The 11,898-nt window shown below is 39.5% G+C and carries 10 protein-coding genes, 1 other RNA gene and 1 pseudogene; 5 read left to right on the forward strand and 7 right to left on the reverse strand.

All coding sequences use genetic code 11. The annotated features are described in order from the left end of the window. Positions 1–48: 48 nt before the first annotated feature. A complete protein-coding gene (locus KG708_RS13955) occupies positions 49–420 on the reverse strand; it encodes a YraN family protein (RefSeq protein ID WP_213610705.1) in 372 nt (123 codons plus the stop codon). 8 nt (positions 421–428) lie between these two features. Then, on the reverse strand, positions 429–2,309 hold the full coding sequence (locus KG708_RS13960) for a penicillin-binding protein activator (RefSeq protein ID WP_213610706.1): 1,881 nt from the start codon (positions 2,307–2,309) through the stop codon (positions 429–431). Between the two features lie 60 nt (positions 2,310–2,369). Here KG708_RS13960 and rsmI point away from each other — a divergent pair, with 60 nt between their 5' ends. Both rsmI and rnpB read left to right on the forward strand, forming a co-directional pair. After that, positions 2,370–3,227 carry a 16S rRNA (cytidine(1402)-2'-O)-methyltransferase gene (gene rsmI / locus KG708_RS13965; protein WP_213610708.1) on the forward strand — a complete coding sequence of 286 codons (858 nt, stop codon included), beginning with the start codon at positions 2,370–2,372 and terminating at the stop codon, positions 3,225–3,227. 42 nt (positions 3,228–3,269) lie between these two features. Beyond that, positions 3,270–3,649: RNase P RNA component class A (gene rnpB, locus KG708_RS13970), an RNA gene on the forward strand. A 304-nt stretch (positions 3,650–3,953) separates the two neighbouring features. Here the strand turns inward: rnpB and KG708_RS13975 are convergent. Continuing rightward, a pseudogene (locus tag KG708_RS13975) lies at positions 3,954–4,610 on the reverse strand (mechanosensitive ion channel domain-containing protein); the annotation flags it as partial. 123 nt (positions 4,611–4,733) lie between these two features. Here KG708_RS13975 and KG708_RS13980 point away from each other — a divergent pair. After that, a complete protein-coding gene (locus KG708_RS13980) occupies positions 4,734–5,681 on the forward strand; it encodes a YihY/virulence factor BrkB family protein (protein ID WP_213610711.1) in 948 nt (315 codons plus the stop codon). A gap of 23 nt (positions 5,682–5,704) precedes the next feature. On the opposite strand, the gene KG708_RS13985 is transcribed toward KG708_RS13980, so the two are convergent. Then, positions 5,705–8,743 (reverse strand): EAL domain-containing protein, encoded by a 3,039-nt coding sequence (locus KG708_RS13985; RefSeq protein ID WP_213610713.1) that lies wholly within the window; start codon positions 8,741–8,743, stop codon positions 5,705–5,707. A 338-nt stretch (positions 8,744–9,081) separates the two neighbouring features. Here KG708_RS13985 and KG708_RS13990 point away from each other — a divergent pair, with 338 nt between their 5' ends. Then, the gene (locus KG708_RS13990; RefSeq protein WP_213610715.1) at positions 9,082–9,924 is read left to right on the forward strand and encodes a pirin family protein; all 843 of its coding nucleotides are present in this window, start codon (positions 9,082–9,084) and stop codon (positions 9,922–9,924) included. 7 nt (positions 9,925–9,931) lie between these two features. Here KG708_RS13990 and KG708_RS13995 read toward each other — a convergent pair whose 3' ends face one another. From KG708_RS13995 to KG708_RS14005, 3 genes are read right to left on the reverse strand one after another with little or no spacing between them, the layout of a single operon-like run. Beyond that, the gene (locus KG708_RS13995) at positions 9,932–10,174 is read right to left on the reverse strand and encodes a hypothetical protein (RefSeq protein WP_213610725.1); all 243 of its coding nucleotides are present in this window, start codon (positions 10,172–10,174) and stop codon (positions 9,932–9,934) included. 13 nt (positions 10,175–10,187) lie between these two features. Then, positions 10,188–10,631 carry a hypothetical protein gene (locus tag KG708_RS14000; protein WP_213610727.1) on the reverse strand — a complete coding sequence of 148 codons (444 nt, stop codon included), beginning with the start codon at positions 10,629–10,631 and terminating at the stop codon, positions 10,188–10,190. Between the two features lie 6 nt (positions 10,632–10,637). Continuing rightward, positions 10,638–10,955 carry a DUF883 domain-containing protein gene (locus tag KG708_RS14005; RefSeq protein ID WP_213610729.1) on the reverse strand — a complete coding sequence of 106 codons (318 nt, stop codon included), beginning with the start codon at positions 10,953–10,955 and terminating at the stop codon, positions 10,638–10,640. A 459-nt stretch (positions 10,956–11,414) separates the two neighbouring features. Between KG708_RS14005 and mraZ the strand changes: the two genes are divergently transcribed. Continuing rightward, a complete protein-coding gene (gene mraZ, locus KG708_RS14010) occupies positions 11,415–11,873 on the forward strand; it encodes a division/cell wall cluster transcriptional repressor MraZ (RefSeq protein ID WP_213610731.1) in 459 nt (152 codons plus the stop codon). The last annotated feature ends 25 nt before the right edge of the window (positions 11,874–11,898 follow it).

The following is an 11,898-nucleotide window of genomic DNA, read 5'->3' on the forward strand; positions in this document are numbered from 1 at the left end:
CTTAATTTAAGTTATAAAAAGCGTTCGCTGATTTTTATCTATTGACTATTAAAATACGTTTTTTAGCCAGTTTATATGCAATGACGGCTCGCCTGTAATAGCAACATAGTCAATTCGTAATGGCTGATTTTTTAAATTTTTAGCCGCTAAATAATGATAGATAGCGCGCTTTAACTTTGCCTGCTTTTGCGGGCTAAGTGCATAATTAGCGCCGCCTTTACTATTATTTTTACGAAATTTAACTTCGACAAAGACTAAAGTGTCACCATCTTTCATGATCACATCCAGCTCACCATAGGGGCAGTAGTAATTGCGCTCAATGGCTTTTAAACCTTGCGCTTCTAAATACTTCTGCGCTTGGCGCTCATAATACTGGCCTTTTTCACGAGTATTTTGCCACAGCTGTTTAAACCACGACATATTCGCCCTTAGTTAATTGTTGAAATGCCATCGTTTGCAGGTTGCATAAATAATGGTAAGGGGCGTTGTGTTTTTAATTCTAACGGTTGTATGCGGTTATTTTTATATTGTGCCCACTGCAGCGTGCGTTCAATATTACCCGCACTATTAATCGACAATTTCCCACTTAAACCTGAGAAGTATTTATCAGGTTTAACAGTTAATTGCCTAATATCTTCAAGCATGCTTACGGAATCATAAGCCATAGCAAATAAACGTTGGCTAATATCGGCTTGTTCAGGCCATAATTCATTGTGTTGCTGACGCAGATTATGTTGCGTAATATATGAGTCTAACATCCAAGGTAGTTCAGTAAAGTACAGTCCGTCTAAATCGCCTTTGTCGGTTGTATCTATTTGCTTACTATGACTTTTAGAGCTGGCATAAATGGGAATTCTATCGGCAAAGGTACTTACGTTAACATCAAGGTAAGGCTTAATTAATCGAGTTTCAATGGCGTCACCCAGTATATAAATAGCGTCTATATCTCTACGTGAGCGTGTTTCGCTTTCAACTTCTTTATTAAACAGTGTTTTAATTGTTTTAATGCGCTCTTTTGATTTGTCAACTTCTAGCAAGCTAGTGATGGTATTTGGCATATCTTTGTTATTATTATAAAAACCAACTTGTGTGGTTGTTTCGCTATAGCGTTGCCACTGCAGATTAAAGTAGTCAATTAAACGCTGACCATTGCTATTATTTGGCGCTAGCAACATAGGTTTTTGATAACCTTGCGCTAAAAAATGATCTAGTGTTTGTTTTACTTCGTGCTCAGGATTTAAGGCAAAAAAGTAATGTTGTAATGAAACTCTTTCACCATCAAAGGTGTTTAAATGAAGTGTAGGTATATCGAGTAGTGTATTTGTGTTAGCGAGTTTATCTATATTTACTTTTAAGAGCGGGCCAATCACAAAGTCTGGCTGTAACTGTGCAATTTTTGCGCTCAACGCCTCAGTTTCAGTGTTTTCATCTATGAACAATGTTTCGTTAATCGCTTTTTTATCAAGTGCTGCCAGCACACCAGCCTTTAATGCATCCCCAAGGCGTTTATTGGCGCCTGACTGAGGTAGTAAAACAATTAAACGCTTAACATTAATGGGTGTAAATTCATTGGCGTAAGTTTCTTGTTTTTTGAGTACGTTACTCCCAGGATGACCAATATAACGACGGCGCCAATTATTAATGGCTTGGTCTAAATCAACTGAGTTACTGGCATAAACCTGATGATACAAGGCTAAGTTAACCCAGCCTTGTTGGATCACAGAGCCACGATTAAATCGTTCCAATGCATACGAAGAAAGTTGCGTTAAATTTCCCCAAAGCGCTTCACTAAGTTGAGGAATTGAAATGCTATTTTTAGTTGCAGATTCAGATGCGGCGAAAAAGTAAGGTATTGCGCGTTTTGGCAAATTTTGAGAAGCGAAAATACTGCCGGTTAAAAATTGGTGCCAAGCAAAATGCTCAGGTTGCTTGAGTTGTCCTTCAAGTGAGTTTAATACTTCGAGCGCTTGCTGGTTTTTATTTTGCTCTTTTTGTGCAAAAGCAATGTATAAACGGTTTTGGATTTGATCGACACTTGGCGTGAGTTCCAGCTCAGTGCATATTTTTTCGAGTAAAGCCCAATTTTGCTCGGTAATAGCACTATCTCGGGCAGTATAAAGTAATTGAATTTTATCGGCGCCATAGCGGTTTTGCGCCAATTGGTAAATAGATTGCGCATTCAGTGCTTCATTTTTCAGCGTATCGGCACTGCTATATAAGTTATCGCTGGTTTTAGTTGGTTTTTCGGTTGTGCTACACGCCGATAACCCTGACAATATAATTAATAGACTAACTAGTTTAAGTCGCACAATGATTTCCCATACGTTAACGCGATTTGCTTATATTACTGACTGACGCAGGAGACCTCAATGTTAAATGAGGAGAATTCACATAAAATTGGCACTCTTTACGTTGTTGCCACCCCAATTGGCAATTTTGATGACTTAAGTCAGCGTGCAATCGCGACATTATCGCAGGTTGACTTAATCGCGGCTGAAGATACCCGTCATACAGGTAAGCTACTTAGCCACTTTGGTATTAAGGCTAAAACTTTTGCGTTACATGACCATAATGAAAAGCAAAAAGCGCAGCAAATTATCGATCAACTTAATCAAGGGTTAAATATTGCATTAGTATCCGATGCCGGCACGCCGCTTATAAGCGACCCAGGTTATGCCGTTGTTAATTTATGTCGTGAGCAGGGCGCAAATGTAACACCCGTGCCTGGTGCGTGCGCTGCAATTACTGCGGTATGTTGCTCAGGCTTACCCACCGATCGTTTTCAATTTATTGGTTTTACGCCAGTTAAAAGTAAAGCACGGCAAGACTTTTTTATTGATGCGGTTAACTCAAGCATCACCAGTATTATGTATGAAAGTACCCATCGTATTATGGCAAGCTTAGACGATTTAGAAGCAGCGCTAGGTGGTGAGCAGCAAGTGGTATTTGCCAAAGAGCTCACTAAAACATTTGAAACCTTCTTTAATGGCACCGTGAGTGAGTTAAAACAGTTTTTAACTGACGATCCAACTAAACAACGCGGCGAAATAGTACTCATGCTACCGGGTAAACCTAAGGTAGTTGACGATATTCCGCCAGAAGCCCGTAAAATGTTAGCCTTACTTGAAAACGAAATGCCAATGAAAAAAGCCTGTGGTGTGGTAGCCGATTACTTTGGTATGAAGAAAAACGCGCTATATAAAACAATTATTGAAGAAAAACAGTAAATGTTTACTGCGTAGTGGAGTGCTCTGATGTATACTGCGCGCCGAGTTAGCCAAGATAATCGCTGCCTGCAACGAAAATGCGCAGGGGGAGGAAAGTCCGGGCTCCACAGGGCAGAGTGCCAGTTAACGGCTGGGGGGCGTGAGCCCACGACAAGTGCAGCAGAGAGAAGACCGCCAATCTTCGGATTGGTAAGGGTGAAAGGGTGCGGTAAGAGCGCACCGGGCCGCTAGTAATAGTCGGTTGCAAGGTAAACTCCACTCGGAGCAAGACCAAATAGGGTTCTATCATTTTAAATAATGAACGCGTGGCCCACGTGAGAACCGGGTAGGTTGCTTGAGCCATAGAGCGATTTATGGCCTAGACGAATGATTATCACTTTCTTCGGAAAGGACAGAACCCGGCTTAATGGCTGACTCACTCATTCAATAAAAAAGCCTGCAGTTAACGCTGCGGGCTTTTTTGTAGCCGGACGACGGGTAAGAGCTTCGGGCAATGGGCGGCGAGCTTCGGGCCTAGAACCTCGAGCCTAGAATCTAAAACATGCGCGAGGTAAACTCCCGCCTACGGTTAATCACCGCGTTTTAATTGTTTTTGGCGGGGCTTTATGCCGCGCACTTTAGTTACGGGTTAAGGGCGTCGGGTTATGAGATTCGGGTCTCGAGCCTAGAACCTCTCTATATAATATTTTTACTTTGCTCTGGGTCGCGTGATTCATCGGCTTGCTCGCGAATATCATTATCGTAGCCAATACCGATTGAGAAATGGCCGCGCATTTTTGGATTAGCGGTTAAGTTTTTAATGGTATTCTTATACACAGTCGCATTGGGTATTTGAATATGTTTGCCATCGTAGTCAACTAAAGTGGTTGCCCGTGCAGTTACTTTTTTAACAATACCAACTCTGCCATCAACTTCTATTACATCATCTATTTTAAATGGGCGCTGTACACTCAAAAGTAAACTGGCAATAAAGTTCTCAGCAATATCCCGAAAGGCAAAGCCCAAAATAAGTCCAATTAATCCGGTGCCACTCATAATTGCCATGGCAAACTGGGTTAATCCGGCTAAGCGTAAGAACAGATAGACTCCCAGTAAAATGATCAAGGTGCTAATACTGCGTCTAATCACTAAATGCACTAAGGTGCTGTCGGTCATATAACTAACAGGTTTTATCAATAAGCGCGATAATGGCGCAGCGATTAAGTAGCTAATCACCAAAATAACAATCCCTAAAAATAAAGTAGGCAGTAATTGCATGAATGTGTGTAGTAATTGCGTACTTTGATCTTTTAAAAAACTCTAGGAAATAGAGTTTGGCTTAACGGTGTCGATTACTGGAATTGATGTGTTATTAGCGAGTGTTGCAGTTAAAGCACTGAGCATAGAGGTCATCCCTGTTAGGTCGAAGTGATTAGGGCCTGTGTTAAACAATAGCAGCAAGTCTAATACCAAGCAGTATTTGTTTGGCAAGCATTTTGCTGCTTAATTAGGAAAAGGGAGTTAACTATGAGTGACTTTAAGCGAGGCCAAAGAGCCAAGCAGCCTAACCATATCCCTCTGCGTGGCTGGTGGGATATTACAAGGCGAATAGTAAAACAAATGAGCCGTGATAATTTATCTTTAGTGGCGGCTGGCGTGGCATTTTATGCGTTACTGGCTATTTTTCCCGCCATTGCAGCATTGGTGTCTGTGTATGCTTATTTGGCATCACCGAATGATATTGGTGTGTATTTAAGTCAATTTATGGCGTTATTACCACAAAGCACTCAAGAAATTATTTTATCTCAAGTTTTAAGTCTTGCGCAAAAGTCACAAACTAGTTTAAGCCTTAGTGCGCTGGGTACTTTATTGCTCACCATTTGGAGTAGCTCTAAGGGCAGTCAAGCATTGATCACAGCATGTAATATTAGTTATCACGAATACGAAAAACGCTCATTTTTAAAAGCGCAACTTGTACGTTTGTTATTTTCAGTGGGTGCAATTGTGGTGGCAGTAATAGCACTGGTAATTATAGGTATATTACCGCTTGCTCTTAATTTACTCGGAATTAAAGAGAGTATTGATTTTTTAATCATGCTTATATCATGGCCATTGCTGGCACTGACCTTTAATTTTGCATTATTAATTTTATACCGTTATGCGCCTCACAGAAAAGCAGCTAAATGGCGCTGGGTTACCGTGGGATCATTCACAGCCACCGTATTATGGATTGTGGCATCTATTGGCTTTTCATTTTATGTATCTCATTTTGCTAGTTACAACGAAACATATGGCTCTTTAGGTGGAGTGGTTATTATGCTTATGTGGCTATTTATTAGCGCTTATATCATTATTTTAGGAGCTACAATTAATGCAGCGTTAGAGCAGCAAACGGCACAAGATAGCACGAGAGGCCCAGATAAAAAAAGAGGGCAGCGAGGTGCTTATGTTGCAGATCACCTCGACACAAAATAACCAGTATTAGGGCTAAATGACTTTTATTTTAAACTAATCACTTGGTTTGTTGTTATCAGCTGCATAAACGAGGCTTTGTGCAGCGGCTTTGAAAACAAATACCCTTGGCCGTAATCACAACCGGCCTCAAGCAATAAGTCCATTTGTAATTTTGTTTCTATGCCTTCGGCAATCACTTTTAAACCGAGCTGATGTGCCATCATGATGATGGCTTCACACAGGGCAAGTTCTTGGCTGCCTTTTTGAATATTATCAACGAATCGCTTGTCTATTTTAAGGTAGTCGGTATCCATTTCTTGTAAGTAGGCAAGCGATGAATAACCGGTGCCAAAATCATCAAGGGCTAATTGCATCCCTGACTTAACTAAGGCTTTTAAGCGACTTTGGGTAAGCTCTTCAGGGTTAACCATTAAACCCTCAGTAATTTCAGCCACAATTGCTGAAGCTGGTATGTTGGCGCTTGCTAACATTCTACTCCATTCGTCTATGCCGCTATCGACGGTTGCCAATTGCACTGGTGAAACGTTAATGCTTATCTGAAATTCATCTTGAATGTGTTTTTTAATATCATTAAGTGTTTGTAGTGCCTCAGCAAATACAAATTGACCCAGCGCATTTATTTGTCTGGTTTCTTCAGCAAGAGGAATAAAGTCAGCAGGGCTGATCAGGCCTTTTTCTGGGTGTTGCCAACGTATAAGTCCCTCGGCTTTATGAATATGCAAACTATCAAGCGAGACAATAGGCTGGTAATACAGTTCAAACTGCGCAAGCTCTATTGCTGAGCGCAGCTCTTTAAGTAATTGCATTCTTGCGTTTGCATCTTCTCGCATATCTTGAGAGAAAAATTCAAAGCCATTGCGGCCGCTATTTTTTGCTTTATACATGGCTTGGTCAGCGGCTTTAAGTAACTGCTCTGGACTTTGGCCATCGTCAGGGGCGCAGGCAATACCAATACTGGCACTAATATATACTTTTTCTTCTTCGATAAAAATAGTAGAGGCAAGGCTGAATAAAAGTGAGTTTGCCATTTGTTTGATGTTTTCGCTACCGTGTAAATTACTAAAAACGACAACAAATTCATCCCCGCCAATTCGGGCTACAAAGTCGGCCTCTTTGGCAGTGAATACAATACGTTCAGAGACTAATTTAAGTAATCTATCGCCGTAGTGGTGGCCTAATGTATCGTTAATATCTTTAAAATGATCAATATCTAACAACATAATAACCAGCGTTTGATCGTCACTGGTTAGATTTGTGAATCGCTGATTTAAGCGCTCTTTTAGCTCTAATCGATTAGGTAAATCGGTTAAGTGATCAAAATGGGCTTGTCGCCAAATTAGTTCATCAGCTTGTTTTTTCTCGGTTAAATCGGTAAAAATAGCAATTCGGCTAGTTGGAACTTTGTTTTTATCGTAAATCGTGTCTATGGTTAGCCATTCAACATATAACTCACCATTTTTACGCCGATTAGTTATTTCACCTTGCCAGCGACCTGTTGTATTCAGTGATTGCCACATGTAGTCATAAAACTGCTTGTCGTGTTTACCTGAAGATAAAATCCCCACAGTTTGGTTTATCACTTCGTTTTTTGAATAAAAGGTGGTTTTGCAAAAGGCTGGATTTACATCATAAATAATACCGTCTTTATCGGTAATAGCCATACCTTCGCTACTGTTGTTGTAAACTAAGGATGCCAAGTGCAAGGATTCTTGGTTTTGCTTTCGTTGCGTTATGTTACTAATTACAACTACAAACTCGTTATTCTTTTTCATCGGGCTAATTTTAGCCTCAAAAAACTGGTTATTCTGCTTACTTTCAAGTTCAATAACAATAGGCTCAGCTATTGGCTTTAAATATGATTTTATTTGTTTTAAGTTGGTTGTGTCTAATAAGCAAGACAACTTTTGAGGTGGGGTTAAATTATTAGAATTTAATGCTCCAATATACCCTCCACAGTCTAGAATAGTGCCACTAGTATCAACACGCAAAAAAGCATCAGGTAGCGCATTAAGCAAGCTGTTGAGTTCGTCATGTTTATGCTGCAGTTGTGCTTCAGCATTTAAGCGAGTTTTAGCCATGTATTTAAAACAATGATAAAGCTCATTTAGTTCAGGACTATTTGGTTGTTCGTCGTGATGTGGCATATTACCGGCCGCGAGACGATTAATGGCTGAGGTTAGATTTTCAATAGGAGATAAAATACTTTTGTTGACTAACCTTTTTGTCAATGTTGCCAATACTATAATTGATAACAAAAATACTAAAACCATTCTTAAAAATTGAATATCAATTTGCTCAAGAGATTGAGTAACTGGCTGGGTGATAAATATAGAGAGTTGATTGGTATTGTCGTCACGATAGAGTGTTGCACGGTGGAAAATACGGCTAATACCATCTTTGCTTTTGTATATCTGCGTTTGTTTCTGGTTATGAGCTAAATCATGTTCTTTTAGCTGCTGACCTAATCGATCGGTTGAGACTGGGTGGTTTGCTACAATTCGTCCGTCAGAATCAGTAATTACTGCACGTACCCCTTTAGGTAACTTTATCGTGTTGAGCGCTGAGCTCCACCAATCTAATGCAATTACAGTAACAACTACACCTTCAATATTGTTGTTTTTATTTAAGATAGGATAAGCAAAGTTAATACTTTGTGCGCTGAGGCTTCGATCGTGTTGAAAGTGACCAATACTAAAGCCTTTATTAGTTAACGTACTTTGAAAATAAGGGCGATCGCTGATATTAATATGGGTAGTATTATTTTTGGTAGTGCACAATACATTACCGTTTTTATCTACAATTCCAATATTAGCGATGTTGCCGTTTAGCGTTTTTATATCAAAAATATGAGAGGGGCAAGAAGAGGTTATAGTCTCAATACTGCTTTGTTTTTTTGCTAAAAAAATAGTAGCTCGGCGTACATCATCTAGCATACTTTGTTGCTTAAAAATTAAATGCTTAGTAAGGTCCTGAACTTTTTTTTCGTGTTCTTTGATCGCAGCGTCACGGCTAAACCATAAAGTTACTAAAATAACAGCAACCACAGGTATGCAAACAAGCATTAGAAGGCGATAGAGTTGATGTTTTAGTGATGAAGTAAAAATAATCGAATCCAAATTATGTATAGTACCAATGTTATTAAAACCATGGCCATGCTAACGAGTAAAATAACTTGCTAATATAATTAAAAATTATTGAGCTGTTTTTATCGCTATACTTGACCACTAATTTAATGAAATTGGTATAAATTAGAGTTTCACAGACAATATTACTATAAATAATATTATAAGTACTATTGCTATATCTCAAATATCAAATGTATATAATTGAAATATATTAAAAACATGATGAGTAATAGATTAGTCCCTTATATTTATTTAATAAATTTTAGGCAATAAAAATGAAAATTACTAAAGTGCTTACAGCTTATGCTACCCAAGATGGCGATGGTGTTAATATTCGTCGTATACCTGGGTTTGATGGTAAATATTTAGATCCATTTTTAATGATAGATGAACTTAAATCTGACAATAAAAGTGACTATATTGGTGGCTTTCCTCCTCACCCGCATCGAGGTATCGAAACCTTTACCTATATTTTAAAAGGCGGATTTGAACATCAAGACCAAATGGGTAACAAAAAAGCGATTCGCGTGGGTGACGTACAATGGATGAGTACCGGTAGCGGTGTTATGCACAGTGAAATGCCACTTGCAGATGCTGAACAAGGTTTACATGGCTTTCAAATTTGGCTCAATATGCTAAGTGCTGATAAAATGCGTGAGCCTCAATACCAAGATACCACAGATCATCCTGCACCGAGTTTTACTAATCAGCAAGGTGTTTCACTTAAAGCCTTAGCAGGGACATGGCAATTTGAATCACACCAATTGGCTGCAAGCTTACAAAACTTAGCTGCTAATGGCGCTATAGCCGATGTAGCTTTACCTGCGGGTGAAGGTCTTCATTTACCGGCTTTAAAACAGCAAAAAGTAATGATTTATATTCATACAGGCTCATTAATTTCACAGACAGGTGACATGCTTGATGCGGGTAAGTTACTTATATTAGAACCATTGAGTGACATTGTATTACAGGCAAAGAAAACAGCGGGAGTTCTTATTTTAGCAGGCGATCCACTTAACCAGCCAATTGTGCACATGGGGCCGTTTGTAATGACTAGTGAAGCTGAAATTCGCCAAGCTATAAGTGATTACCAAGATGGTTTTTTTGGCTCGCTTTAGGAAGAATTTAAGCAAGCAGCTTTAGTAGCCAAGTGTATTTTTTGATTGTGTTGGCATCACCTTTTGCAGATTCCACAGCCACACCAGCTGCAAACGCACTGGCGAGCCCTATTTTTGTTGCAGCAAAACGCTTGGCTCTATATTTTATAGCCGCTAGGTGCTGAGACTTTAGTTCCGCTCGTATAGCGACATCTTTATTTAATTGTTTTACTTGGGAATTAGGTGAGTTGATCAAAAAATTGATTAACATAATTGCCAGTGCCTCATAGTTTGAGTAATTGCTTTAGGCTATTTAACGTTTTGGAAAAGCCAATTTTGTTGCTTAGGTAAATGGCGTTTCGCCATAACCAAATTAAGCATAAAGTTTGTAGGCATATCACTACACCAATGCTTAACCATATCGAGTTAAATAGATCAAACGTGGCATAGCCTACAATGCCTAAAAACCCCACCCACAGTAACACCAAGCCACTGGCAAAACATCCTAGTAGGATGGTGATCAGTGCTAAGGATCTTAACGACAGTTTCCACTCAGCTATGGCTAGCTGATGCGTTAACTTTCCTTGTTGGTGATAATCATCCTTGAGCTGCGCTGCATAATCAGCAAGCTTAGCAACATGATCTTGCCAGTCATCGGCTTGTGTAGCGGCCGATGACTGCGAGTCTGTTGCTTGTGATTCACTTGGTGTTGAATGTTGGTTTTGCATCAGTAATTACTTACGACGAAACAGTGCTGTAACTAACATACCAGCAGCAAATGCAATCCCCGCAGTTGCTAGTGGATTTTCTGATGCGAGTTGACGCGTTTTAGACGTACACTCTTCTATTTTCTCACGTGCAGCTAACTGCTTTTCATTAAGTGTTTCAGCTGAACTGGTTGCGCCTTTACGAACGCCACTTTCTGCCGCTGCCGCTTTGCTTGATAGTGCATCTACTGCGTCATGCGCGGCTGATGTTGCTTTGTCTGTTAGTGGGGCTTCATTGTCTTGTTTTGAATCAAGTGGTGTTTTGCTCTTAGTTGCCGTAGCCATAATCAATCCTTATTTTTTAAAAGTAATTAATGTGGTGCAATGATCGAACCAGTTTTATTTTTTGTTTAAGTTGTTGTTTTTTATGGGTTTGCATTTTTTTGTTTGTTTCTTATGTCGTTAAGGCTGTAACTATTGCGACACTAGGTTGTAATTTTTACATATTAAAAAATTGTAATTATTTACTGTTTATTTATTAAAAAAATAAGGTCAACAAGCGGATAAAAAAATCAGAAAAAAATTTTTTATTAGTTGAGTCGATTTTTTATTAAACAATTCAACCGCTTTAATCTGAGCCTTATTTTTTCAGGCTTAGCGGGGTGTTAAAGCTGGGTGACTTACTTGACAAAAAGGCTTGTCAAGCCCTAAACTGGAGCACTGTGGTAAAAAGTGGTGTTTAGTGGATCAAACTGGATCGGGTTAATCAAAACGTTGATTAAAAAATTTTGCAATGGGCTTTTTATGTTTCGTGGTGCAAGTTCGCTGAGTTTGGACGATAAAGGACGTTTTGCGGTACCGACTAAGTACCGAGATACGCTGTTGTCTGAAGATCAGGGAACGGTTATTTGTACTGTTGCACTTAATGAACCTTGCCTTTGGTTATACCCGTTTGCTGAGTGGTTAGAAATAGAGAGCCGTTTAGCAAAAATATCTAATATGAATCCCAGAGCACGACGGATGCAACGTATGTTGTTAGGCAATGCGACAGAGTATCAGCTTGATAAAAATGGTCGAATTTTGCTGGCGCCTTCATTGCGTTCACATGCAGAACTTGGCAAAAAAATTATGCTGGTGGGCTTAATGAATAAATTTGAAATTTGGGATGAAGCACGTTGGCACGAACAAATGCGCCAAGACACTGAGCTTGAAAGGCTCGGTGATTTTGAACCCAATGACGATTTAGATAACTTTACCCTCTAGCAGCACAATAAAAAGGCAGCTAATA

Origin of the sequence: Pseudoalteromonas sp. (genome assembly GCF_018402495.1) — a bacterium.
GTDB lineage: Bacteria > Pseudomonadota > Gammaproteobacteria > Enterobacterales > Alteromonadaceae > Pseudoalteromonas.

Coding starts and splice junctions, on each gene's coding strand:
- KG708_RS13955 (WP_213610705.1), bottom strand. CDS start 420: ATGTCGTGGTTTAAACAGCTGTGGCAAAATACTCGTGAAAAAGGCCAG.
- rsmI (WP_213610708.1), top strand. CDS start 2,370: ATGTTAAATGAGGAGAATTCACATAAAATTGGCACTCTTTACGTTGTT.
- KG708_RS13980 (WP_213610711.1), top strand. CDS start 4,734: ATGAGTGACTTTAAGCGAGGCCAAAGAGCCAAGCAGCCTAACCATATC.
- KG708_RS13985 (WP_213610713.1), bottom strand. CDS start 8,743: ATGCTTGTTTGCATACCTGTGGTTGCTGTTATTTTAGTAACTTTATGG.
- KG708_RS13990 (WP_213610715.1), top strand. CDS start 9,082: ATGAAAATTACTAAAGTGCTTACAGCTTATGCTACCCAAGATGGCGAT.
- KG708_RS13995 (WP_213610725.1), bottom strand. CDS start 10,174: ATGTTAATCAATTTTTTGATCAACTCACCTAATTCCCAAGTAAAACAA.
- KG708_RS14000 (WP_213610727.1), bottom strand. CDS start 10,631: ATGCAAAACCAACATTCAACACCAAGTGAATCACAAGCAACAGACTCG.
- KG708_RS14005 (WP_213610729.1), bottom strand. CDS start 10,955: ATGGCTACGGCAACTAAGAGCAAAACACCACTTGATTCAAAACAAGAC.
- mraZ (WP_213610731.1), top strand. CDS start 11,415: ATGTTTCGTGGTGCAAGTTCGCTGAGTTTGGACGATAAAGGACGTTTT.